The organism is Bacillus sp. UNC438CL73TsuS30 (assembly GCF_000482325.1).
Lineage (GTDB): Bacteria > Bacillota > Bacilli > Bacillales > Cytobacillaceae > Neobacillus.
The window spans coordinates 162,728-185,980 of record NZ_KI535296.1 but is presented as its reverse complement, the minus strand read 5'-3'; the positions used below and the strand labels follow the sequence as shown (position 1 = coordinate 185,980).

The following is a 23,253-nucleotide window of genomic DNA, read 5'->3' as shown; positions in this document are numbered from 1 at the left end:
ATTCGACAAAATTCATAGATCCCTATAAAAAGAAAACTCGTCGATTTTTTCTAAAGAATTGGATATAATCTGGTTTTTTTGCCGCACTTTATAGTACGATAGTAACAGTTTAAATAATTCTACTATTTCTGGAGGTTCAAGATGCTGACCCCGGCGCAACAAAAGATCCGTCAAGAGCTTGAAGAACTGCATATAAACGGGCTTCTTCAAACAGAACAAAAAAACAATCAGCCCAAAGTTATGCAACAGTCCGACCGTGACAAGAAGGGATTTAGGAATACAGGAACGGTTTTATTCATTTTAGTCCTTCTCATTTTTTCTTTAACGCTTTACAACAAGAAATCTATTGAAAATAAAGAAGCCTTCATTAGCTATTTAGCTAAGGCACAGGATCTGAATAAGAAGGGCGATCGAGTATTAGCTAATATTCAATCTGAACCGAATACTTCCAGAACCGAAATGATTCAAGCATTATCTCTGCAAAGTAAACTAAACGAGCAGGCAAAAGAGTTAAAGGTCCCTGCTGGATTTTCAGAACTGAAGAAGGATTTTCTTGCAGTAAACGAAGAACGACTGAACATTTTAACTGAAATGCTTAAAAAAAATCTAACAGGTATGACACCCTCTTTGAACCAATTATATGTAAAGCAGGAGTTGGAAAAGGATCGTTTAATACGTGCTTTTAGGAGGACTTCAATAAAGCATAAAGAGTACGAGGATGGAACCATTCAATATTGGTATAAAAATCATTCCTATATATATGGTGAATAATAATACAGGGGATGCCTTAGGTGGCATCCCCTTTAATCTGTGAGTTCTATGGATTGCGATTGCTGTGTTTTTTCAAATTTCAAAAGAATAATATGAAGAATAAAGGCGGCAAGGGCAAAGGTTTCAACCGCATAATGAAAATAATTCCATGACAAGGTGGTTGTAATATCGTAAACCGAGTGGACGATGACCGTCACCCAGAGGCTTCGTGTCCACAATAGAATTAGTCCTAAAATCAGTCCCATATTGGCAAAGGTTACAATCGCTCCAATCCGGACGGGCCAGGTTTGGACAGTATCCAATGTATGGTCAATACCAAAGAGAATCGATGTGAAAAAGAGGGCAAATAAGATAAATATGTCCCTTGAGCCGTTTTCCCAACGGCGGGGGAAAATCTTTTTACAGACAATCAAAACAAGAATGATATAGCCTAAGCGCCAAACTTCTTCGAGCCCGGCAAGTGTATCATTATATAAATCAGAACCGACGCTATCAATCGTCGAAAAAAACGTAGAAGTGGCTCCGCCAACGGTGGTTTGCGGGTCAGTGTAGACTTGAACATATTGATCGTAATTCTTGTTAAAGGCTGGAAAGGCTAGATTCGAATAAATATTGATAATGGTGCTCCCAATAAAAAAAACTAGGAAGGCTCCGGTAAATTGAAGGGCGCGTTGGCGACTTGTCGGCCGTCCACTGGTCTCGTCAACAAGTCTGTGATTCAATTTCCAGCCAATAAAGAAAGACGAGACCATAATCGCATCATACAAAGTACCTGCCAAATAGGCGTATCTCATAAAATAAAGAACAAATTCAGCACCAAGCGTTATAACAAGGATGGCCGCTAGCATTTTTTTTGAAATCGGCTTCGTTAGATTGGTTGTCATCATCTTTCTTCCCCCTTCCTTTATGTACATCTCTTACCTCCTCAAGAAATGCACCGCGAAAAATCCAACTCCATTTAAGAAAAGAAGAAAAAAGGAACAGGCAATCAGCCATTTCCATTTTCGTGTCATCAGTTTTTCCCCTTTTTTAGATTGTAATACTAATAACTTACCATATGGATAGGCAAATATCTCTATCGTTATTTTCATTTTAATCAATTTTGATTGCTAATGACTAGAATTATATTTGCTTAATTAGGAATAGATTTTCAAATAATAATCGAACTAAGACGTTTATTTTTCTGCCATAGAAATTTTCGCGTTTCGTATTTTTCGCAAAACGACATAAATAGACCTATTTACAAACAATTTTTTACAAAATCCGTCAATTTTATAAGGCTATAGACATATTTTTCACCTTTCCCCCAAAATATACTTGCCTTCAATATTTTCCATCATTTATCATTATTTTAGGAATATTTTAACTCAATTGGGAATTTAAAATATTACTATTGTTCCATAAAATATGATCATAGGAAGGTACTTTTTATGGTATTTGACGGAATTATTCTTTCCTTTATTGTTGGATTTTTACGAAAAGGCAATGTAAGAGCGCTAGCACACCTGAAACTTAAGTGGGGTTGGATGTTTCCACTGTTATTGGCAATTGAATTGATTGTGTTCTTTTTACAAAACCACTATAAATTTCTCGGAAAGGTAAGCGGTTCCATATACATTGCAGTTTATGTAATTGGTTTAATCTTTTTATGGTTGAACCGCAAGAACCCTGGATTTCTATTGATTTTAGCAGGAGTCTTTCTTAATTTTCTCGTTATGGTTTTGAATGGTGGAAGAATGCCGGTCTCGCTAGAAGCAGCTACCGTTCTAGACCCAGGTTATGTAACTGCTCTTAAAGAAGGACTATACGCAAAGCACACGATGTTAACATCATCAACTCATCTTGGTATTTTAGGAGATATCATTCCCATCACGAAGCCTTATCCTCGCACACAAATCATTAGCATCGGCGACATCATTATGAATATTGGAATTTTCTTCTTTATTCAACATCTTATGATTCATCACCCACTTTCAAAAGGAACAAAGTCAGTTTCACTCTCCTTGAAAGGAGGTGAAAAATAATGAAAAACGAACAAAAACACGGCATCAAATTAACAAGTGTATTGTACAATGCCATCATTATTGGCTCTGTAATTATTGCGTTAACATCTGGATTTAGACTAGTTTAATAGTATAATAAAGAGGAGAGGTTAATTTCTAACTTCTCCAAATTTTTTGTTGCGAGTGATCAGAATGCGCTTATTTAAAACACCTACTAATACATATCTATTTTCTGTTTCAGCTATCGGAGTTTTGACTTTTATTAGTTTTTATAACTATACCAAGCATTCTTTATTGGAATGGGTTACCATTTTCGCTCTAGCAATTGCGATTTTACTACTGAATCATTATCCGATTCTTTTGCCTCCAAAGGGTAACTCACTTTCTATGGATTCTTCCATATATTTAGCCAGTCTTTTTTTATTTGGCCTGAATGTCACATTTAATGTATTGATGATCAACTCAGTCATCTTTGCTTTCACACAAAGAAAAATTGTCTGGTGGAAACATCTATTTAATTTTGCGATTTATTCGTTAATGCTCCTGTTTGGCTATTATACTTTTAAGATAACTGGGGGCACAGTTGGCAGTATCCACATTCATAATTTAGTCCCCTATTTCATTTCCTTATGTATGTATTTTGTGATTAATGTACTATTGATTGGGATTTACTTTTTAATAGCAATGGCAGAAAGTTTGGTTAGTGTTTTAAATGCCATCCTCAAGGAGACCCTGGCCACTTATTTAAGTACGTTAATGCTCTCGTTTGTTTTAGCGATTCTAATGCATACAGATAAATTATTTGGTCTATTTCTATTTACGGTCATTGCTTTCTTATTATCACTTGCATTTAAACAACACTTTCTTTTGTTTAAGTCTATTTCAGAAAAAGCTAACAAAGATTTTCTCACCGGCCTTAATAATCACGGGTATTTTAAAGAGCTTTTAGAAAAAGAGTTAGTTGTCGCAAAGGAAAGTGAGCAGCTACTAAGCGTTGCTTTACTGGACATTGATGATTTTAAAAAATACAACGATCTTTACGGGCATATTCAAGGCGACTATTTACTTGAGAAATTTGGCGCCATCATAAAAGAAGAAACGGAAGCGAAAAATTATACTGTTGCCCGTTACGGCGGCGAAGAGTTTTCCATCTTCATGCCAAATACCGACCGCAAGCAGGCCTTTTCATTTATGAATGAGCTGCGAAAAAAGGCGAATGATACTTATTTTAAAGGCGTAGAAGGACTGCCATACGGATGCCTATCTTTTTCAGCCGGAATTGCACAATGTGAAAAAGAAACCTACAATATTTCCGAGCTGCTCAATAAGGCCGATAAGGCGATGTACGCCGCGAAAGATCAAGGAAAAAACCTGGTTCAAGTATTCAATGAGCATTCAGAGTATTCCATCGGTCGCTCCCTTTCTCTTGAAAAAGATCTAGAAGAGGCTGAGCAGCAGTTAAAGATTTTCCTTTCAAAGGATGTTTACACTTATCGGCATAGTAAGCGGGTATACCAATACGCCGTTGATTTTTCAAGGACGTTGTGCTTGAGTGACCATGAGCGGAAGACGCTTATTCTTGGTGCGTTAATTCACGATATTGGTAAAATTGAAATCCCCCGCGATATATTAAATAAAAAAGGAAAGCTTGACTCCCATGAGTGGGAAATGATGAAAAAGCATGTGACGTGGGGCAAGGAGATCATTTCAACAAATAAAAAGCTCGAAGACTTAATTCCACTTGTAGAGCTTCATCATGAACGCTATGACGGCAATGGCTATCCATATAGCCTTGTTGGAAAATCGATTCCAAAGCTGGCCCGCATTCTCTGTGTCATTGATTCGTTTGATGCGATGACGACGGAAAGACCGTACCAAAAAACGAAAACCTTCAATGAAGCAATCGTCGAGTTACGGGATTGTTCCGGAAAACAATTTGACCCGCAATTCGTTGAACCGTTTATTAACATGATCAAGCAGCTTTATGATGTGAAGGAAGAAGAGAAGTCCGAACTGGTTGCGGTGAATGGATAAGAAGACACAGCGATCAAAAGAACTAACATGAAGCCCCCTTTTGCGAGAAGGGGGCTTTTTTTAATCATCGTCTTGATCTTGTTTTTCACTTGGATTTGTTCCATTATTCTCGACAATTTCCTTTAGTTCCCCAGTGTCTCCTTTTGCATTGATTACCTCAAATATTTGATTTAAACCTTCACTTGTTTCATCCTGTTCCTTTTTCAAACTGATCCCTCCAAATTATTATACTTTCCACTATTAGAATGCCCCAAATATCGCTTATTCACGCAAACTATATACCTATGTTTTTCACTATGTTTACCTTGCTCATCATTTCACAATTTGTTCACTAGGCACCTCTTTTTAAGTGACCTTCATCACTCGTGCCACATCCCCCCGAGAATAGAATAAAAGTGTAATCAGATTACATGACCGGCTTAAAAAAGCCAAGGATATTAGGCGCTAGAGACTACTAACTATGACATACAAAACTATTCTTTTTTATAAAAAATGAAGTTTAATGGAGGAGAATTAAAATGAAAAAAGTGGGAAAAGTTGCAGCGGTGATGATGACTTCCATGTTGGTATTAAGTGCTTGTAATACGACGAACTTGAAACTTGAAAAAAACGCCAATAAGACTCCACAAGTAAGTACTTCTGCAAACCATGATACTATGGAAAATATGAGCCATGGTAAATATGTGAATGAAAATACGATCCTGCCTACTCAGAAAAATATGAACGAAAAAGCTACACCAGTTAAAATTAAACGTATTGGTAAGCATGAGGTTAATGTAACCATGACATCAACCGTAACAGATGTGCAAGTTGCACCAGATGTATTATATAAAGCTTGGACATTCAATGGCGAAGCTCCCGGACCGGTTGTTATTGTGAATAAAGGCGATACAATCAACTTTACATTAGAGAATCATGACCCAACTGTAAATCACTCAATGGACTTCCATGCTGTGCATACTTCACCGACTAAGAATTTTGCTGATGTCAAACCGAATGAAAAAGGTACTTTCACTTATAAAGCAAGCAATGTCGGAGTATTTATGTATCACTGTGGTACTGCTCCCGTTATGATGCATATTGCGAATGGTATGGTTGGTACCATCATTGTTAAAGATAATGCAAATCCTTATCCTAATAAAGTAGATAAAGAGTATGTAGTGGTTAATAACGAATGGTTTGATAGCGGCAATGCCGAAGACATGAAGAATGGAAATCCTTCTCACTATACGATGAATGTTCGGGAACTCGCAAATGGTAAAGTTGGCGATACTCCATTCGTTGCGAAAGTTGGCGATAAGGTTCGTTTATACTTTGAAAATGTAGGTATGTCACAACCTGTTAGCTTCCACGTTGTAGGTACAGTATTTGATGATGTATATCTTGATGGTAACACATATAACCACCTTAAAGGAATGCAATCTGTCATGATCCCTGCTAGCGGCGGGGCAGTCGTGGAATTTACTGTAGTAGAAGAAGGAACATACTCAGTATTGTCACACCAATTTGATCAGGCGATGAAAGGTTCAGTTGCTAAATTAATTGTTACGAAAGATGGTAAACTGCCTGCACAACCTGATACAGCTAAACATTAATAGGCAGTCGAAAAGATTTGAAAATTAGTTTTAACCCCTCCCCCAAAATTGATGAAGGATGGCTGGTCCAGTGGGCCGGCTTTCTTTCCGTCTCAGATGTTGTCGAAAAAATTTTGCTCTCATCTGACAATATTCTTCTAATCTCTCATCTAGTATTTGTTATGGTAGAGAAAAGTTAGATTTGGGGGCGGTTAGCGTGCACTTTGAATTTTTGTTGGATGCAATCTTAGGAGAAAGACAAATTTTCCACATTATCGAATGCCCTGTATGTGGATTAGAAGAAATTTATTACGAAAACGCCAAAACCCATCGGCTGATTGGCCGGGCCTGCTCTAATTGTAATTTTGTTCAGAAGTTTGATTTTTAATGATTAACCGACAAATCTCAATGTTAAACAGTCGTTTTTAATAAACCTACTGAAAGCCTAGGATATTTTCCTAGGCTTTTTTGTAAAGATTAAGCTTCATCACATTGGTGTGCTAGTTCAACGGCCTTACTGTTGTGGTAGATGGCTTTAACCTTTAATTTTGATTTTAGCTCCTCGCAGAGACAGTCCTGCTGAAGCAGTTCATTGTGGCGGTACTGAAATAAATGCCAATAATACTTTCCTTTGGTGATAAAATTTTTCACACATATGGCCTCCCTTTTTGTTTTACACAAAATCGCAGGAGTGTTCGTGTTCGTGTTCGGTAACTGGCTGGCATTATTTTTAGCAAGAGAAAAGTAGTATCCTTTGCAGCGTGGGTTGGCTTTTCTTTTATAAAAAACATTAGCCCCTCTAGTTTTGCGTCACCATTTTTCAATGGGTTTGCCGTTTCGTACGATGATGTGTTATCACTAATATATTCCAACATGTAAGCGTTTTAAAGGGGAAAAAGGCCTATCCTCTTTCATAGAGCTCAATTGGAAGTCCATCGGGATCAGCAAAAAAGGTAAACTTCTTATTTGTCAGCGGGTCGACCCGAATTGCCTCCACTTCCACCTTTTGTTCGTTTAAATAGTGGACAGCCTGCTCAATTCCCCCTACTTCAAAGGCAAGATGTCTTAGCCCTGCTGCCTCCGGATAACTCGGGCGGGCTGGCGGGTCTGGAAAGGAAAACAGCTCGATTTGGTAGTCGCCATTCACCTCAAGGTCTAACTTATAGGAGTTCCGTTCTGATCGATACACCTCATTTTTAGGAGTCAACCCTAAGATTCGGACATAAAAATCTTTTGATTTTTGATAATCTGAACAAATAATGGCAACATGGTGGATTTTTAATAAATTCATTAAGACACCTCATGATTTTTATACATAGAAAACCCCTGTCAAAAGACAAGGGTAATTAATTTTCACCCAGGTTAACCGGTCTTCCCTTTTTAACACCAAAATGATAAAGAATTGCTTCGACAATTCGTTCGGAGGCATGGCCGTCTCCGTATGGGTTTGACGCCTTCGCCATTTTATCATGGGCCTGCTGGTCAGTTAATAGTTCGTCGGCAAGCTGAAAAATCGTTTCCTCCTCAGTTCCGGCAAGCTTTAAGGTCCCCGCTTCGACTCCTTCCGGACGCTCGGTTGTATCACGTAAAACGAGAACGGGTACCCCTAATGACGGTGCTTCCTCCTGCACACCTCCTGAGTCGGTTAAAATTAAGTACGCTCTTGAAGCAAAATTATGGAAATCAATCACATCAAGTGGTTCAATTAAGTGAATTCGATTATTCTCACCTAAAATTCGGCCAGCAATTTCACGGACTACCGGATTCATATGAACCGGATAGACAACCTGGATATCTTCGTGTTTTTCAACCAATCTTCTGATGGCGGTGAACATATTTTCCATCGGCTTACCGGTATTTTCACGGCGATGGGCCGTCATTAACACCAAACGGCTGCTTCCTAGTAGTTCTAGAACTGGATGGGAGTAATCTTTTTTCACCGTCGTGCTTAGCGCATCAATAGCCGTATTTCCGGTGACAAAAATAGCTTCTTCTTTTTTATTTTCGATTAGTAGGTTTTGTTTGGACTGAGCTGTCGGTGCAAAATGCAGGTCGGCCAAGACTCCCGTCAGTTGGCGGTTCATTTCCTCCGGATATGGTGAATATTTATTCCTTGTCCGCAGTCCAGCCTCCACATGTCCAATTGGAATTGAATGATAGAAGGCAGCAAGGCTGGCAACAAAAGTGGTCGTTGTATCGCCATGAACAAGGACAATATCCGGCTTCACTTCTTGAAATACTTCATTTAAGCCTTCTAAACTGCGGGTTGTCACATCAATCAGTGACTGCCTCGCTTTCATTATGTTTAAATCATAATCGGGCGTGATCTGAAAAATATGTAAAACCTGGTCCAGCATTTCCCGGTGCTGTGCTGTTACCGTCACGATTGATTGGATTTGTTCATTATTTTTCTCAAGTTCCTTTACAAGGGGAGCCATTTTTATGGCTTCCGGTCTTGTTCCAAAAACGGTCATTACCTTAATTTTCTCCATATGAGCCTCCAAAGTGTATCTACTGGCAAAATCGTCCAACTTCATGATACCAAATTTTATAAAAAGGACAAAGGAAATCAGGTCATGGGTCAGGGTTTATGTCGAGAATTCCACTCTATATTTGAGTCTAATTCCTTAGAAATTTCCATTTAAACTAGCTGATATTTTTGTTATTCTAGAGAATGGCGTCACGGTTACAGATATCTTTTTCACAAGGTTGTAACTTCGTATTTTTATGATCGTCAAAAAACATAGGGGCATTTTTTGTGAGCTCTCTTGTATCATTTTATAAAAAAGGAAGTTTTGAAATGTTTAAATTATTATCAACAGGAGCATGTTGTTTTGTCCTAACGTTTTCTTTAGCAGCCTGCAGCTTTACTGGCCAGAATGCAGAACAAAAGCCAAAGGAAACAAATCAAGCGAAGACGGAGCAAACGACTCCTCCAAAAACCGATACAAATACTGGAACAAAACCGGATCAGCAAAACCAAAATAAAACAGAAAGCCCTAAAAAATCTACGGTAAAAAAACCGAAGGGCGACAGCATCCAGACGGTGTCAAATCCGGAGAGTATTCCGGTCTTAGTAAACAAGCAAAATAAACTCCCGGATAACTATAATCCGAAGGACTTAGTTGCTACAAAAGTTGATTTTGTCGGGGCGCCAGTGGGATCGGATAAGCGAAAAATGCGCAAGGAAGCAGCCGATGCACTGCAAAAGCTGTTTGCAGGGGCGAAGAAGGATGGAGTGATTCTGTTAGGTGTGTCGGCCTATCGTTCACACGTTACCCAAGTTGCTTTATTTAGTACCTATGTGAATCGGGATGGATATGAAAAGGCACGGACTTACAGTGCGCTGCCGGGCACGAGCGAGCATGAAACAGGGCTTTCAATTGATGTGACCGGGGGAGACGGAAAATGCGCTGCCTCTGATTGCTTCGGCGGAACAAAAGAAGCCATTTGGCTGGAGAAGCATGTAGCAGAGTACGGCTTTATCATCCGTTATCCTAAAGGCAAAGAAGCAATAACCGGCTACCAATACGAACCTTGGCATATCCGTTACGTGGGCAAAGAAATTGCCACCAAGATTATGGACAAGGGAATTACGTTAGAAGAATATTATAATGCGACACCGGTAAACAAATAGCGGAGGGAAATTCGACAAAAATCGAGTGGTGCCTGGCACCACCCGATTTTTGTCGAATGTTATTTCCCTCTTATTTCAAGGAGTTTTATTCTTAGGTCATTTTCCATAGCAGCGAGTTCTTGTTCGGCAATGCGGCGTTTGTTGCGGCCTTCTTCTTGGATGCGCATGGTTTCTTCCAACGTTGTGATCAGGCTTTCTTGGGTTTTCTTTAAGGTTTCGATGTCGACGAGGCCACGTTCGTTTTCTTTGGCGGTTTCAATCGTATTGGTTTTCAGCATTTCGGCATTTTTTAGCAATAGCTCATTGGTCGTCTTGGAAACCTGTTTTTGGGCCTCAACTGCGTGGCGCTGTCGGATTAGCGTCAAAGCGATCGCCACTTGATTCTTCCAAAGCGGAATCGCCGTTACAATCGAAGACTGGATTTTTTCCACTAGAGCTTGGTTTGTATTTTGAATCAAGCGAATTTGCGGTGCACTCTGAATCGTGATTTCACGGCTCAGCTTTAAATCGTATAAGCGTTTATCCAAACGATCAGCGAATTGGAGCATATCATTGACCTCCTGGAATTTCATCTGATCATTGGTTGCCTCGGCTGCTATACGCAGCTGTGGAATAGTTTTTTCATGCATTTCCTCTAGCTTGATCTCCCCTGCGGCAATATACACATTTAACGCATGAAAGTATTCTTTGTTGGTTTCATAAAGCTGCTCAAGCAATTTGATATCCGACATCAGCACATTTTTGCTCCGCTCTAGTTTTACGGTAATACGATCAATTTGTGCCCCCGTTTTTTGATATTTGGAAAGCACCTCTTGCATCGAGCTTGAAATTTTTCCGAACATACGGGCAAAAAAGGACGGCTTGCCCTCCTTTAGTTCATCCGGATTCACCTGGTTTAGGTGCTTCATTAGATCATTGATAATTTCGCCGATTTCTCCGACATCCTTTTTTTGAACATGTTCAAGCATAGCATGGGAAAAGGATAGCAGCTTCCCTTGTGCCTGCGTGCCATATAAAATCATCGCCTGGTGGTTGGCCGGGTCAATTTGCTCGGCAATCTGATAAGCCCTTGCCCGATTTTCCTCGGGGATGACATCAATGAGTTTTACCGGCCTGTCATCTGACTGAGTCTTCTGAAGGACAGCTTTTTGCACCGGGGAGGTTTCTAGGTCGCCAAATGGATCGGCGAGAATGTCGTCTAATAAATTTCCCGTTTTATTTACATTGTTTTCGTTCATTTCAACCACCTGTTTTCATCATCGAATTTTGCTTCCTTTTCCTTCTTAATCGTGTGTTTCGCCACATCAATTTCAAAATTTAAATGATCGATATCATCGGAAATCAGCTTATACAAGTCCTCTTCCAAGGTTTTGTTCAATTCATTTACCGTTCTCCTCGTCTCAGCTAACGACCGTTCTAGTTCCGCATTCTTTTTCGGCTGTGTTGAGAGAAATCCGTAGGTTTCAGAGAGCTCTACCACGGAGTCTAGATGGGAAAAATAAAAGGGCTCTGCTTTATAAAAGCGTTTCGGTTCTTTCATTGTGATCTTATATATTTTTTTTGCGATGCGATGGATTTCAATTCTTTGTTTAACCGAAGTAATATCGCGGACTCCAAAAAGCGCCTTATTCAAGCGGCGAATTTTCCGCTTGGCCTCTGATAGATTTTTCATAATATATAAATATTCTTTTCGAGTTAACCGATGCTTTTTTAAAAATCGTGTTTGCATATACAAGCCAAGGAATAAATGTGTGATCACCCCAGCAGCAATCGCAAATGCACTGGAAAGCAGGAAGGGTTGGTTAAACGCAAAATTGCTAATCAGCCAAACAATAACCGTCATCGGTACGGCGACAAACGATCGAATAATCAACGAAATGATTGGGTTCATGTTAAATCGACTCCTGACCTTAATAGTCCTCCTTATTCATACGAGCAACATGGAAGGAATGTTTCATTCTATTGTAAAAATCATGTACTGCTCTTCCATATTTCAACAATACACGAAAAAAATCCTGCTTTCCATTGACCTGGAAATGTAAAAAAGACTAAGACCTAAGACGTATATATTAGCTTATGAGGCACCGAGACGAATATTGTTGATTCCACTTACAATCCCTGCCACAAATTTGTTATTATAATAGAAAAGCAGCTTATACCTATATTTTTGGCTGTGTTAAACTTTGTTGTTGATTTCCGCTCCAGGATGCACGCTTTCCACGGGAGTGTCGCACCTTCCGCTCCAATCAACTTTTGTAAAAATCAACATTGTTCTTTAACAAATCCTTATTTTTAAAAGGAGTAACACTATGAATCATAAAAATAAAACGGTTGTCCGTTCAATGGATATTTTAAATTTATTTAAAGATCATGCGGCCTTAACCTTTCAAGAAATGATTGATTTATCAGGGATTCCGAAAACTTCCGTTTATCGAATGTTAATGTCCTTAGAAGAAATGGAGTTTTTAGAAAAGGGGCCGGATAACAAATATCGCTTAGGGCTGCTCTTTCTTAAGTTTGGTCACCTCGTTTCATCAAGACTAGATATCCGAAAAATTGCCTATCCAATTATGCAGGAGCTGCATGATGATGTAGGGGAGGCGATCAACCTGATTGTCAAGCAAGGCGAAGAGGCAATCTATATAGAAAAAATTGATACAAACCAGAAGGTTCGTTTATATACCGCCATCGGCAGAAGGAGCCCGTTGTATGCGGGTGCTTGTGCTCGTACGATTTTATCTTTTTTACCCGAGCAAGAAATTCAAAGCTATTTGGATTCAGCAGAGTTTAAATCTTTTGCAAAGGGAACGATTACCGATAAGAGCGAGCTGTTGAGGACGATTCGCCAAGCACAGGAAAATGGGTATACGATTAGTTATTCGGAGTTAGAGGATCACACGGCTGCGATTGCGGCACCGATTTTCGACCATAAAGGTGACGTTATTGCCGGCATGAGTATTGCAGGAATTGAAGCCAATTACCAAAATGAAAACATCCGGATTTTCTCCGAAAAAATAAAAGCAGCAACAGAAGAAATTTCTAAACGGCTGGGTTATAGCCAGACATAAAAAACATCCTCTATGTACCTGGTTAAAACAGGAAATAGAGGATGTTTTTTTAATAGTCTTTTATCTCTAATGAGTAAGTCTCAAGAAAATTTGTATTAAATTCTCCACTGGTAAAAACATCATTTTTTAGAAGCACTTGATGGAATGGAATCGTTGTCGCTACCCCTTTTACCGTAAACTCATCTAAAGCACGAAGCATTTTCTTAATCGCTTCGTTTCTTGTCCGCCCATGAACAATTAATTTGGCGACCATCGAATCATAAAACGGTGGGATTTGGTAGCCTGCATAGATGGCTGAATCGACTCGTACCCCAAACCCCCCCGGTAAGCGGTATTCTTCGATTTTACCTGGTGAAGGCATGAAGTTTTTGGCAGGATTTTCAGCATTAATTCTGCATTCAATCGCCCAGCCGTCCATGTCGACATCCTCTTGCTTCATCTTAAGCGACTCGCCGGAAGCAATACGTATTTGTTCTTGAATTAAATCAACCCCTGTGACCATCTCTGTAACGGGATGCTCAACCTGAATCCGCGTATTCATCTCCATAAAATAGAAGCGATCTTCCTTGTAATCATAGATAAATTCAACGGTTCCCGCACCAACGTAATCAACCGCTTTTGATGCTTGAACAGCCGCTTCCCCCATCTTTTCCCGGGTTTTCGCTGAAAGTGCTGGCGACGGGGTTTCTTCCACAAGTTTTTGCATTCTCCGCTGAATCGTACAATCGCGTTCCCCTAAGTGGATGACATTTCCGTATGTATCTGCAAGAATCTGAATTTCAATATGACGAAAATCTTCGATGAATTTTTCTAAATATACTTCCGGATTTCCGAATGCGGTTTTCGCCTCCTGCTGGGTCATTTCAATTCCTTTAGCTAATTCCTCTTCATTGCGTGCAACACGGATTCCTTTTCCACCGCCGCCTGCAGTGGCTTTAATGATGACCGGAAAGCCTATTTTTCTAGCAATCTCTAAACCATCTGCACGATCCTTTATTGTTCCATTTGAACCGGGTACAATCGGGACACCGGCATTCTTCATCGTGTCTCTTGCGATATCCTTGATGCCCATTTTTCGAATCGATTCTGGAGATGGGCCGATAAATTCAATGTCACACTTACGGCAATATTCAGCGAAATCCGCATTTTCGGCAAGAAATCCATATCCGGGATGGATTCCATCTGCCTTTGTTAAGGTAGCTATACCGAGAATATGCTCCATATTAAGGTAACTCTCTTTTGAAGGTGCCCTGCCGATACAGTACGCTTCATCTGCAAGCTTCACATGGAGCGCCTCCCGATCCGCTTCCGAAAAAACAGCAATCGTTTGAATATCCATTTCTTTACATGCACGAATAATCCGGACAGCGATTTCCCCGCGATTGGCAATAAGGATTTTTTTTAGCAAATCAGCCACCAACCTTCACTAAATACAAGGGCTGACCAAATTCGATGATCTGCCCATCTTCCACTAAAATATCAATGATTTCTCCCTCTACATCTGAGACGACTTCATTAAATAGTTTCATAGCTTCCAAAACACAAAGAGTTTGATTTCTTTCAATAACGGTTCCTACCTGTACAAAAGGGTCTGTATCGGGATTGGAACGGGAATAAAATGCGCCAATCATTGGGGACTTGATTTGATGTAAACCTTCCTCTTTTTTGGGAGCAGGCTTTTCTGATTCTAGGTTCACAGTCACGGATTCAGGTGTTTTCGTTTGCTGTTTTGTATAGTCAATATTTGCAGCATCGTGTTTTTGAAAGTATAATTTGATATCCTGATTCTCTATCTTTAATACATCTAAAGAAGAGTGATTGAGTATTTCGATTAGTTCCTTTAGTTCATTCCATTTCATGATTTCGTTTCCTCTCATCTGAGTATTTTAAAGCGGATTCCTACTTTTATTTCATCGATGATTTTTTCCTTTGCTAATAGCTCTTGTTCCGCTTCTTCATGGGAAATTTCTTTAAAATGAATAACGGCATTCGGCTGCAGTTGCCCCATGCTTGGTAAATCAGCGGAAATAATCTGCCCTATTTTGGGATAGCCGCCAGTTGTCTGTCGGTCCGCCATTAGGACAATTGGGTTTCCGTTAGGCGGGACTTGAATCGTTCCAAATGTGACCCCTTCAGACAATAATTCAAATTTCTTTATTAATGAAAGCTTAGGGCCTTCGATGCGATAGCCCATCCGATCGGCTTGGGTTGTGAGCTTAAACGGTTCTTGAAACACACTGGTTTTAGTTTTTTCTTCAAAAAGGTCAAATTCGGTGCCCCGGATCACACGAATCGTCTGCTTCTGCTGTAGGTTGACTAGCTTTGTATAATTGATAGACCAGGACGGGTTGCATTCCAATTTTTTCAATTTTGTTTTGATAGAATGACTCCGATTAGTCATCTCACCGAAATCTAGGATATCCTCTTTTTGTAAAGCCCTACCTTTAAAGCCGCCAATTCCTGCGCGAAGATAGGTGCTTTTGCTGCCCATCACTTCAGGAACAGCAATCCCACCGGCAAAGGAAACATAGGCCCGACATCCATTGATTGCAGATTTGAATTGTAAGACAGACCCTTTTCTGACCAAAACCGGCCGCCAAGTTGCGGCTTTTTCACCGTCTATCACGGCCTGTAAATCGCCACCGGTAATCGCGATAACCCGATCCTCTTCAAATAAAAGGGAAGTGCCGAATAAGGTAATTTCTAGTGCCCCTTCATTTTCTTTATTTCCAACGAGCAGATTCGCTGCCCGGAGTGAATAAGAATCCATCGTTCCGCTGACAATGACACCATATTTTTGTGAACCATGTCTCCCCAAGTCTTGTATGGTTGTTAGGAGTCCCGGGTGAAGTACTTTTACTGTCATTTGCTCCCCTCCTTATAGGCGTTAAATTCCTCAGGAGAAATCGAGAAAAATTTAATTTTATCTCCAGCTTTTAGTAAGGTCGGAGGTGTTAGATCTGGCCTAAATAAATCAAGCGGTGTGCGGCCGATAATTTGCCAGCCACCGGGCGTTTCCAATGGATAAATCCCCGTCTGCTTACCGGCAATTCCGACTGAACCTGGGACAATCGCGGTTCTTGGGCTTTCTCTTCGGGGAGTTGCAATTCTTTCGTCCATTCCTCCCATAAATGGAAACCCTGGAGCGAATCCAATCATATACACCAAACATTCACTTTCAGTATGAATTTGGATGACTTCTTCGGCTGATATATTGTGAAAAGAAGCTACATATTCTAAATCGGGCCCATATTCTCCCCCATAGAGAACGGGAATTTCCACCAATCTCCCCTCAAAAACCTGCTGATCACCCATTCGCTCCAGTAAGTCATTGAGGTTTGTACTCACTTTTTGAAATGGAGTCATTGGTTGGGGAGTCACGACGGAATGGTGCACGACCACCGGATTATAATAGATGGTGACATTCGTAAAAGCGGGTACGGACTCTACAAAGCCCTCAAATGGGTGCTGGTTTACCATGGCTGAGAACGCCTGAACCTTTTGATGAATGGCTGGGCTGATTTCATCCCCAAACTGGACAATCAGGGCCGAATCGCCTAAAGGTTTGACGACGGTTTCATTTATTCTAGAACACATTGTAAAACCTCCGGTAGTTTCTATATTCGGAACTCATGTTTTAAAAAATGGATATACAATCATTATAATATTCGGAATTTAAAAAACAAGCTGTTTATTGTATATTATCCCTTTTTATATTTTTAGAAAATTCCTGATTTCAGTCTACTCAGATTTTTTATTTTATGATAGAATAAATTTAAATTTTAAAACTGTAATTCCTTAATTCGGAACTAAACTCCATTTTTTAAATGAAAACGCTTTATAAAAAGTGGAATGTTGACTGTTCCAGCAAAAAATAAAAGGAGGATAAAAATGTTTAATGTTGATTTAAATTGCGATATTGGAGAAAGTTTTGGCAGATATCGCTTAGCCGAACAGAAGGAAATTTTAAAATATGTGACATCTGCAAATATTGCTTGCGGTTTTCACGCCGGGGACCCGAGTGTAATGAGAGAAACGGTCAAACTTGCGATTGAAAATCAGGTGAAAATTGGCGCTCATCCCGGACTGCCAGATTTAAATGGCTTTGGACGCAGGGAAATGAAAATTACCCCACAAGAAGCCTATGACATGGTGGTCTATCAAATTGGGGCTCTTCAAGGTTTTTTATCTGTATATAACGAGAGTATGCAGCATGTAAAACCTCACGGTGCCTTATACAATATGGCAGCAAAGGATGCATTGCTCGCAGAAGCCATTGCCCAAGCGGTCTATGATGTTTCCCCTGAATTGGTCTTATTCGGACTTGCCGGAAGTGAATTGGTGAAGGCCGGAGAAAAGCTGGATCTTGTGACCGCACATGAAGTTTTCGCTGACCGCACCTATCAGGCAGACGGTACGTTAACCTCCAGGTCGCAGTCGAATGCCTTAATTACTGATCAAGAACAATCGGTCACACAGGTAATAAAAATGGTGACAGAAGGAAAAGTAACGTCACAGCAAAATACAGAAGTTTCATTAAAAGCAGATACGGTTTGCATCCATGGTGATGGCGAACATGCACTTGCTTTTGCAAAATATATTAAAGAGACATTAGAAAGAAACAATATCACTGTATCATCCATCAACACATAAATTGGGAGGTACCTCAATGATTGCAGAAAAAGTAGAAGCAGAAGAAAATGTAGCAGCAGAAAAGGGAAAGAAGAAAAAGAAAGTCAGCAATAGTGTGTTGCTGGGGGCCGCTTTTTTAATGGCTACATCCGCAATTGGCCCCGGTTTTTTAACGCAAACGACGGTTTTTACGCAGCAATTGGCAGCAAGTTTTGCGTTTGTCATCTTACTATCCTTACTTCTTGATGCTTTTGCACAAATCAATATTTGGCGGATTATTGTGGTTTCCGGATTGCGGGGCCAAGAAATCGCCAATAAAGTTTTACCCGGATTAGGAATCTTTCTAGCTGTACTGATTGTACTAGGCGGCCTTGCCTTCAATATCGGTAATGTTGCCGGTGCAGGTCTTGGATTAAATGCGATGCTCGGGTTGGACCCGAAAACCGGCGCTATCATTAGTGCTGCGTTTGCCATTTTTATTTTCCTTGTGAAAGAAGCAGGGAAAGCAATGGATAAGGTTGCCCAAGTTGCTGGTGGTATCATGATCCTATTAATGATTTATGTTGCCTTCATTACCTCTCCTCCTGTAGGTGAAGCAATGATCAATACGGTTGCACCTGAAAAAATCAGCATTTTTGCGATTGTAACCCTGGTGGGCGGAACAGTTGGCGGATATATTACCTTTGCCGGCGGGCATCGTTTGTTAGATGCCGGAATCAAAGGGGTTGAAGCCATACCGGAAGTTACGAAAAGTTCTGTAACCGGCATTATTGTCACAGGATTGATGCGCGTCGCCTTATTCTTAGCCGTACTTGGTGTGGTTTCAAAGGGTCTTCAAATTGATGCAGCAAATCCTCCTGCTTCTGTATTCCAGCTGGCGGCAGGGCAAATCGGTTATCGCATGTTTGGAATTATCATGTGGGCAGCTGCGATCACTTCTGTTGTAGGAGCAGCATATACTTCAGTCTCATTTATTCGTTCTTTCAGCCCGATGATAGAGAAATATCACAATTGGATTATTATCTTATTTATCTTGGTTTCCACCTTAACGTTTACCTTGGTTGGCAAACCGGTTAAAATTTTACTTTTGGTTGGTGCCCTTAATGCACTGATTTTACCAATTGCACTAGGAACCTTGTTAATCGGAGTTTATAAGAAAAATGTGGTTGGAGAATATAAACATCCATTGTGGCTGACGATTACTGGTGGAATCGTCGTTGTGGTCATGGGGTATCTAGGAATCGATACTTTAATAGAACAAATTCCATTGCTTTTTAAATAGATTTCATAAAGGAAGGGTTAAAATGAGTGACTTTGGAAATATGTCTCCTGAAGAAATACGTGAATTGATTCGTCGTCAAACGATTACAGGCCCTACTGCGGGGATGTCAAAAGGGTTCACACAAGCGAATCTAGTAATTTTAAAGAAGGAATATGCATTTGATTTTCTATTATTTTGCCAGCGAAATCCGAAGCCATGTCCGCTCCTGGATGTGACAGAACCAGGATCATTTGTTCCTGGGAAAATTGCTCGGAGTGCTGATATTCGTAAAGATATCCCTCGGTACCGAATTTACCGGGATGGTGTTTTTACGGAAGAGGTAACGGATATATCGGAGTATTGGGAAGACGATATGGTTGGCTTCTTACTAGGATGCAGTTTTACCTTCGAGACACCGCTCTTGGAAAGCGGGATACCGGTTCGTCATATTGAGGAAAATTGTAATGTTCCGATGTACAAGACGAATATTCCATGTGAACGAGCGGGTGTGTTTGAAGGACCAACGGTGGTCAGCATGCGGCCGATGAAACCGGAGGACGCCATTCGCGCAGTTCAAATTACTTCACGGTTTCCAGCTGTACACGGGGCTCCGATTCATATTGGCGATCCAAGTCAGATTGGGATTGCGGATGTTTCTAAGCCTGACTTTGGGGATGCTGTAACCATTAAGGACGGAGAAATTCCGGTATTCTGGGCGTGCGGTGTCACACCACAGGCAGTAGCAATGAAAAGTAAACCATCCATCATGATCACCCACGCACCTGGACATATGTTTATCAGCGATGTTAGGGATGAGAGGTTTAGTGTATTATAATGAAGATACGGTGACAGGCACCGTTCGTGGACAAATTGACGTTTTTGTCCACTGTAGGCGGACAAAAATCGAATATCATACAAACAAAGAGTGGGGCATTGCTGACCCACTCTTTGTTCTATTTAATTTTTGCTCTTGTCAATTGCTTTCCAGAATTCTTTTGCTACGATTTGATAGCCTTCTAGGCTTAAGTGGACATTGGTTGGGTTAGGCAGGTATTCCTCATAATGTTTAGCAATGATATCTTCTGTTGGAACATAGGTATCACCATGAGCAATAGCTTGTGCCTCGATAGTACCATTTAAGTTATCTAGTGTTGGTTTGATGAGGGGTTGAAGATTTGTTATATAAGGGAATGGATTGTAATATCCCATTACGTAAACCTTAGTATTTGGGTTTAGTTGGTCAATCTTAGTTAAGATGGAATTTAAATTAACTGCAATAGTACCAATAGCAGAAGGTAAAAGGTCAAAGCGTTGTGATCCAAATAGCGGTAGTAAGTCGTTTGAGCCAATATCAATAGTAATAAATTCAGCCTCACTAATTTTTGTCTGGACGTCTGCACTGGTTAGAACATCATTTAATAATTGCCCTGAGGTTTTCCCTGGGAAACTTAAATTATCGTACCCCACAGTGTACTGAGATTGTTCAAATCGGGTTACAAGGTAATGCGGATAGCCATAATCACCAATAAATTTCCCATCAGGTGTAATCCCCGCAGCTAATGAATCCCCTAAAGCCACATAATCAATAACTTTTTTTTCTGGGCCTTTTGCCATTGTAGCAATAGGTAAGGAAGTAATTAAGGTACCTGCCAACAATAAACTTGAAAACCTTTTACCAAGTTTCATATCATCCCTCAACCCCCAAACGTTCTTATTAACGCACACTCCAATCATACCAAAGAAACACTCATTCTTCAATTCTATAAAAATAAATAATTTACCCATAAAAAAACAGAGAGTCTTATCAAACTCTCTGTCCACTTCACACGAACAAATTTGGCCATTTGTCCACGGGCGGTGCCTGTCACCTTATTGTTGTCACCCTATTTTTTGTAGTTGATCCATTTGGCGCCTAGGCCGGTGGATATTTGGTACCAGCCGTCACCGCGGTCGACTAATACTTTTACTTTTTGCGGAGCGATTTGTTTTTTGGTGTTTGACCCGGCTGATGGCTTGCTATACAACGATACGCGTTTCTTCACCTGCAGGGATTTCACCGGGTGTGGATTAATATATATCCAGGCTGCTCCAACTGAAGAAGCAATTTGATACCAGCCATTTTTGTTATTCTTCATAACCTTAACGGTTTGCGGAGCAATCGTTCCAAGGCTTTTTGAGGAAATGCTATGTTGAGTATATAAGGTTACATTATATTTTACCTTCAAACTTGAAACGATTGGAGATAATGGGAGGATTTCTATATAACGATTCTCCCCCATAATCCATCCGGTTCCAGTACCATACTTTATTTTGTACCAATCACCTGACTTCGCAATGATTTCCACGGATGAATTCCTTTTTAGTACACCTTTTATTGATGAACTTGTAGTGGGCAGACTCCTGACGTTTAAACCGGAAACACTCGTTACTTTCCCTTTAGCTAGATACGGTTTTTCCATTGAAACGGAGGTAGCTGCCGATTTTGTTGGTGCTTGATTTTTTACAGGAGTGGTTGTAATTAGTTGGTGATGGACACCATCTTTACTTGTATTGATAAACTTCAAACCTGCTTGTTTTGCAACCTTAATAAGGGATGGATTGACAAAATGTACACCATTTAATGGTTTACCATTTTGGTCATAGACGGTAGCATCAAACGCAATTCCTTTTGTATGAGGAGAATTTTGATTAGGTTTTGAAACAAGTCCTGAGAGGCCATGCTTTTTCTTTTCCTCTTGTTTGCAGGTGCTTACACTCCCACTCACAATTTCATATAAATGTTTCTGGTATTGATAAGGTCGATAGACGGAGTTATAGTTGATTTCCCAGCCTTTTTCCTCTAGCAAATTCTCATATTTTTCTTTTGCTGCAAGTAAGTTGGGATGGACATGATCCCAACTGACGGTTTCCCTATTTTCCATTTTAATCGCCAAAGGATCTGTCAATGGAGTAATTCCTTTGCACGTTGCTGCACTTGCCGCCTGTCCCTCTTTGTGTAAGTTGGTAATGGGTAAGGTAATAATAATAGTAGAAAAACAAAGTAATAATCTTTTTGATAGGTTCATGCCTGCCCCCTTAGTACGATTTACCTATAAAAACACGACTTTTCTATTCTACCAAAAATATGGGATTTAAAAATCTATAATTCTAATAAAAGTTGACAGCAATTTCTGGAAGGGTAATCATGTCCATTCCACACGGACAATTTTACCCATTTGTCCACGGGCGGTGCCTGTCACCTTATATTGTCATTTATTTTTCACCCATCTTTTTTCGGTTCGATGGACCTATAGCGGGAGTTTGGCCGCTTACATATAAAATAAGGAGGTGATAAATATGGTAAAGATATTTGTTGACCCCGGTCATGGTGGAAGTGACCCGGGAGCAACCGGAACAGGTTTAGCCGAGAAAGATGTCACTCTGAAAATTGCCACAAGAATTCGCGATATTTTAGAGGATGAATATGAGAATGCCACAGTCAAAATGAGCAGAACCCGCGACCAAACGGTTTCTCTCGAAGAGCGGACTGATATGGCGAATGCTTGGGGTGCAGATTTTTACTTGGCTATTCACATTAATTCTGGTGGCGGAATCGGCTACGAGGATTATATCCATGACCTTCTTTCTAACAATTCACGGACTGCGGAAATTCAGCAGACCATTCATAAAGAAGTCATTAAATTAAACGATCTTATTGATCGTGGTACAAAAAAAGCAAACTACCACGTTCTTCGGGAATCTAACATGGATGCGATGCTTTCGGAAAATGGTTTTATTGACAATGCCCATGATTTAGCAAAAATGAAGGATCCAGATTGGATAAACAACGTAGCACGCGGCCATGTAAATGGACTCGCTAAAGCACTCAACCTCCATAAGTTGACAAAAACAACAAAAACGACAACGAAAACAGCTTCAGATTCTAAAAAGGCTTCAGAACGGCCGGCCACTTCTGCACCATCCAATACAAAAGAGAGCACTGACAGTAAGAAGAAGACACTTTTCCTGCCGGCTTCAGCCGATTCCTGGAGAATTTACCCGCTTAATAAAGATCCAATCAAAAAAAATGCCCTGCCTGATCAATTGCGTCCAAGTAAATATGGCGGATTACAATACGAAATCCTAGGTGAGACCTGGCCAAATGTCTATATCATCCAAACAAAACAACTTGGAAAAGTACAAATATACGCAGGACCAGAAACAGGTGCCGAAATCAAATAGCGCTTAATTCTACCGGTTGGATATGATTAGATCGGGATTGGATCAGTCATGT

General features: G+C 40.2%; 24 protein-coding genes and 1 riboswitch. Of the genes, 11 read left to right on the top strand and 13 right to left on the bottom strand.

Annotated elements, in window-relative coordinates:
* Positions 1-141: 141 nt before the first annotated feature.
* Positions 142-771, top strand: coding sequence for a hypothetical protein (locus M028_RS0122635; protein ID WP_026575869.1), 630 nt, complete (start codon positions 142-144; stop codon positions 769-771).
* Positions 772-803: 32 nt separating this feature from the next.
* Here M028_RS0122635 and M028_RS0122630 read toward each other — a convergent pair whose 3' ends face one another.
* Positions 804-1,685 carry a CPBP family glutamic-type intramembrane protease gene (locus tag M028_RS0122630; protein WP_026575868.1) on the bottom strand — a complete coding sequence of 294 codons (882 nt, stop codon included), beginning with the start codon at positions 1,683-1,685 and terminating at the stop codon, positions 804-806.
* A 516-nt stretch (positions 1,686-2,201) separates the two neighbouring features.
* Here M028_RS0122630 and M028_RS0122625 point away from each other — a divergent pair.
* Positions 2,202-2,795, top strand: a complete 594-nt coding sequence (locus tag M028_RS0122625; protein ID WP_026575867.1) for a DUF5317 domain-containing protein — start codon at positions 2,202-2,204, stop codon at positions 2,793-2,795.
* Between the two features lie 171 nt (positions 2,796-2,966).
* Positions 2,967-4,808 (top strand): bifunctional diguanylate cyclase/phosphohydrolase, encoded by a 1,842-nt coding sequence (locus M028_RS0122615; RefSeq protein ID WP_026575866.1) that lies wholly within the window; start codon positions 2,967-2,969, stop codon positions 4,806-4,808.
* 60 nt (positions 4,809-4,868) lie between these two features.
* Here the strand turns inward: M028_RS0122615 and M028_RS33435 are convergent, their stop codons facing one another.
* A complete protein-coding gene (locus M028_RS33435) occupies positions 4,869-5,015 on the bottom strand; it encodes a hypothetical protein (protein WP_197031459.1) in 147 nt (48 codons plus the stop codon).
* A 311-nt stretch (positions 5,016-5,326) separates the two neighbouring features.
* Here M028_RS33435 and M028_RS0122605 point away from each other — a divergent pair, with 311 nt between their 5' ends.
* Both M028_RS0122605 and M028_RS0122600 read left to right on the top strand, forming a co-directional pair.
* A complete protein-coding gene (locus tag M028_RS0122605; RefSeq protein WP_026575865.1) occupies positions 5,327-6,403 on the top strand; it encodes a multicopper oxidase domain-containing protein in 1,077 nt (358 codons plus the stop codon).
* Between the two features lie 196 nt (positions 6,404-6,599).
* Positions 6,600-6,770: a hypothetical protein gene (locus M028_RS0122600; RefSeq protein ID WP_026575864.1), complete on the top strand. Its 171-nt coding sequence runs from the start codon at positions 6,600-6,602 to the stop codon at positions 6,768-6,770.
* 89 nt (positions 6,771-6,859) lie between these two features.
* Here M028_RS0122600 and M028_RS33035 read toward each other — a convergent pair whose 3' ends face one another.
* From M028_RS33035 to wecB, 3 genes are all read right to left on the bottom strand, one after another.
* A complete protein-coding gene (locus M028_RS33035) occupies positions 6,860-7,033 on the bottom strand; it encodes a hypothetical protein (protein ID WP_155925749.1) in 174 nt (57 codons plus the stop codon).
* Positions 7,034-7,134: 101 nt separating this feature from the next.
* Positions 7,135-7,226: riboswitch (cyclic di-GMP riboswitch) on the bottom strand.
* Positions 7,227-7,283: 57 nt separating this feature from the next.
* Positions 7,284-7,673 carry an SMU1112c/YaeR family gloxylase I-like metalloprotein gene (gene gloA2 / locus M028_RS0122585; protein ID WP_026575862.1) on the bottom strand — a complete coding sequence of 130 codons (390 nt, stop codon included), beginning with the start codon at positions 7,671-7,673 and terminating at the stop codon, positions 7,284-7,286.
* A 55-nt stretch (positions 7,674-7,728) separates the two neighbouring features.
* Positions 7,729-8,874: a non-hydrolyzing UDP-N-acetylglucosamine 2-epimerase gene (gene wecB / locus M028_RS0122580; protein ID WP_026575861.1), complete on the bottom strand. Its 1,146-nt coding sequence runs from the start codon at positions 8,872-8,874 to the stop codon at positions 7,729-7,731.
* A gap of 308 nt (positions 8,875-9,182) precedes the next feature.
* Here wecB and M028_RS30860 point away from each other — a divergent pair, with 308 nt between their 5' ends.
* Complete coding sequence (locus M028_RS30860; RefSeq protein WP_081810866.1) at positions 9,183-10,019, top strand: M15 family metallopeptidase; 837 nt, start codon at positions 9,183-9,185, stop codon at positions 10,017-10,019.
* Positions 10,020-10,078: 59 nt separating this feature from the next.
* Here the strand turns inward: M028_RS30860 and M028_RS0122570 are convergent, their stop codons facing one another.
* A complete protein-coding gene (locus M028_RS0122570; protein WP_026575860.1) occupies positions 10,079-11,257 on the bottom strand; it encodes a toxic anion resistance protein in 1,179 nt (392 codons plus the stop codon).
* Positions 11,254-11,910, bottom strand: a complete 657-nt coding sequence (locus M028_RS0122565; RefSeq protein ID WP_026575859.1) for a 5-bromo-4-chloroindolyl phosphate hydrolysis family protein — start codon at positions 11,908-11,910, stop codon at positions 11,254-11,256. The genes M028_RS0122570 and M028_RS0122565 overlap by 4 nt, the downstream gene beginning before the upstream one ends.
* A gap of 418 nt (positions 11,911-12,328) precedes the next feature.
* Here M028_RS0122565 and M028_RS0122560 point away from each other — a divergent pair, with 418 nt between their 5' ends.
* Positions 12,329-13,087, top strand: coding sequence for an IclR family transcriptional regulator (locus M028_RS0122560; protein WP_026575858.1), 759 nt, complete (start codon positions 12,329-12,331; stop codon positions 13,085-13,087).
* A 49-nt stretch (positions 13,088-13,136) separates the two neighbouring features.
* Here M028_RS0122560 and accC read toward each other — a convergent pair whose 3' ends face one another.
* From accC to pxpB, 4 genes are read right to left on the bottom strand one after another with little or no spacing between them, the layout of a single operon-like run.
* A complete protein-coding gene (gene accC, locus M028_RS0122555; RefSeq protein WP_026575857.1) occupies positions 13,137-14,495 on the bottom strand; it encodes an acetyl-CoA carboxylase biotin carboxylase subunit in 1,359 nt (452 codons plus the stop codon).
* A 1-nt stretch (position 14,496) separates the two neighbouring features.
* Positions 14,497-14,946 carry an acetyl-CoA carboxylase biotin carboxyl carrier protein gene (accB, locus tag M028_RS0122550; protein ID WP_051591204.1) on the bottom strand — a complete coding sequence of 150 codons (450 nt, stop codon included), beginning with the start codon at positions 14,944-14,946 and terminating at the stop codon, positions 14,497-14,499.
* A gap of 14 nt (positions 14,947-14,960) precedes the next feature.
* Positions 14,961-15,953 carry a biotin-dependent carboxyltransferase family protein gene (locus tag M028_RS0122545; RefSeq protein ID WP_026575855.1) on the bottom strand — a complete coding sequence of 331 codons (993 nt, stop codon included), beginning with the start codon at positions 15,951-15,953 and terminating at the stop codon, positions 14,961-14,963.
* Positions 15,950-16,684 carry a 5-oxoprolinase subunit PxpB gene (gene pxpB / locus M028_RS0122540; protein WP_035424544.1) on the bottom strand — a complete coding sequence of 245 codons (735 nt, stop codon included), beginning with the start codon at positions 16,682-16,684 and terminating at the stop codon, positions 15,950-15,952. The genes M028_RS0122545 and pxpB overlap by 4 nt, the downstream gene beginning before the upstream one ends.
* Before the next feature lie 294 nt (positions 16,685-16,978).
* Here pxpB and M028_RS0122535 point away from each other — a divergent pair, with 294 nt between their 5' ends.
* From M028_RS0122535 to M028_RS0122525, 3 genes are read left to right on the top strand one after another with little or no spacing between them, the layout of a single operon-like run.
* Complete coding sequence (locus M028_RS0122535) at positions 16,979-17,740, top strand: LamB/YcsF family protein (RefSeq protein WP_026575853.1); 762 nt, start codon at positions 16,979-16,981, stop codon at positions 17,738-17,740.
* Positions 17,741-17,756: 16 nt separating this feature from the next.
* Positions 17,757-19,001 (top strand): NRAMP family divalent metal transporter, encoded by a 1,245-nt coding sequence (locus tag M028_RS0122530; RefSeq protein ID WP_026575852.1) that lies wholly within the window; start codon positions 17,757-17,759, stop codon positions 18,999-19,001.
* 22 nt (positions 19,002-19,023) lie between these two features.
* Positions 19,024-19,815 (top strand): putative hydro-lyase, encoded by a 792-nt coding sequence (locus tag M028_RS0122525; RefSeq protein WP_026575851.1) that lies wholly within the window; start codon positions 19,024-19,026, stop codon positions 19,813-19,815.
* Positions 19,816-19,937: 122 nt separating this feature from the next.
* On the opposite strand, the gene M028_RS0122520 is transcribed toward M028_RS0122525, so the two are convergent.
* Positions 19,938-20,666, bottom strand: a complete 729-nt coding sequence (locus tag M028_RS0122520) for an SGNH/GDSL hydrolase family protein (protein WP_026575850.1) — start codon at positions 20,664-20,666, stop codon at positions 19,938-19,940.
* 197 nt (positions 20,667-20,863) lie between these two features.
* Entirely contained in the window at positions 20,864-22,045 is a 1,182-nt protein-coding gene (locus M028_RS31645) for an SH3 domain-containing protein (RefSeq protein WP_051591203.1), read from the bottom strand.
* Positions 22,046-22,316: 271 nt separating this feature from the next.
* Here M028_RS31645 and M028_RS31640 point away from each other — a divergent pair, with 271 nt between their 5' ends.
* The gene (locus tag M028_RS31640; protein WP_051591202.1) at positions 22,317-23,201 is read left to right on the top strand and encodes an N-acetylmuramoyl-L-alanine amidase family protein; all 885 of its coding nucleotides are present in this window, start codon (positions 22,317-22,319) and stop codon (positions 23,199-23,201) included.
* Positions 23,202-23,253: the final 52 nt, after the last annotated feature.

What these genes read in the sequence shown, in the direction of transcription:
- M028_RS0122635 (WP_026575869.1), top strand. Translation starts at nt 142, where the DNA reads ATGCTGACCCCGGCGCAACAAAAGATCCGTCAAGAGCTTGAAGAACTG.
- M028_RS0122630 (WP_026575868.1), bottom strand. Translation starts at nt 1,685, where the DNA reads ATGTACATAAAGGAAGGGGGAAGAAAGATGATGACAACCAATCTAACG.
- M028_RS0122625 (WP_026575867.1), top strand. Translation starts at nt 2,202, where the DNA reads ATGGTATTTGACGGAATTATTCTTTCCTTTATTGTTGGATTTTTACGA.
- M028_RS0122615 (WP_026575866.1), top strand. Translation starts at nt 2,967, where the DNA reads ATGCGCTTATTTAAAACACCTACTAATACATATCTATTTTCTGTTTCA.
- M028_RS0122605 (WP_026575865.1), top strand. Translation starts at nt 5,327, where the DNA reads ATGAAAAAAGTGGGAAAAGTTGCAGCGGTGATGATGACTTCCATGTTG.
- gloA2 (WP_026575862.1), bottom strand. Translation starts at nt 7,673, where the DNA reads ATGAATTTATTAAAAATCCACCATGTTGCCATTATTTGTTCAGATTAT.
- wecB (WP_026575861.1), bottom strand. Translation starts at nt 8,874, where the DNA reads ATGGAGAAAATTAAGGTAATGACCGTTTTTGGAACAAGACCGGAAGCC.
- M028_RS30860 (WP_081810866.1), top strand. Translation starts at nt 9,183, where the DNA reads ATGTTTAAATTATTATCAACAGGAGCATGTTGTTTTGTCCTAACGTTT.
- M028_RS0122570 (WP_026575860.1), bottom strand. Translation starts at nt 11,257, where the DNA reads ATGAACGAAAACAATGTAAATAAAACGGGAAATTTATTAGACGACATT.
- M028_RS0122565 (WP_026575859.1), bottom strand. Translation starts at nt 11,910, where the DNA reads ATGAACCCAATCATTTCGTTGATTATTCGATCGTTTGTCGCCGTACCG.
- M028_RS0122560 (WP_026575858.1), top strand. Translation starts at nt 12,329, where the DNA reads ATGAATCATAAAAATAAAACGGTTGTCCGTTCAATGGATATTTTAAAT.
- accB (WP_051591204.1), bottom strand. Translation starts at nt 14,946, where the DNA reads ATGAAATGGAATGAACTAAAGGAACTAATCGAAATACTCAATCACTCT.
- M028_RS0122545 (WP_026575855.1), bottom strand. Translation starts at nt 15,953, where the DNA reads ATGACAGTAAAAGTACTTCACCCGGGACTCCTAACAACCATACAAGAC.
- pxpB (WP_035424544.1), bottom strand. Translation starts at nt 16,684, where the DNA reads ATGTGTTCTAGAATAAATGAAACCGTCGTCAAACCTTTAGGCGATTCG.
- M028_RS0122535 (WP_026575853.1), top strand. Translation starts at nt 16,979, where the DNA reads ATGTTTAATGTTGATTTAAATTGCGATATTGGAGAAAGTTTTGGCAGA.
- M028_RS0122530 (WP_026575852.1), top strand. Translation starts at nt 17,757, where the DNA reads ATGATTGCAGAAAAAGTAGAAGCAGAAGAAAATGTAGCAGCAGAAAAG.
- M028_RS0122525 (WP_026575851.1), top strand. Translation starts at nt 19,024, where the DNA reads ATGAGTGACTTTGGAAATATGTCTCCTGAAGAAATACGTGAATTGATT.
- M028_RS0122520 (WP_026575850.1), bottom strand. Translation starts at nt 20,666, where the DNA reads ATGAAACTTGGTAAAAGGTTTTCAAGTTTATTGTTGGCAGGTACCTTA.
- M028_RS31645 (WP_051591203.1), bottom strand. Translation starts at nt 22,045, where the DNA reads ATGAACCTATCAAAAAGATTATTACTTTGTTTTTCTACTATTATTATT.
- M028_RS31640 (WP_051591202.1), top strand. Translation starts at nt 22,317, where the DNA reads ATGGTAAAGATATTTGTTGACCCCGGTCATGGTGGAAGTGACCCGGGA.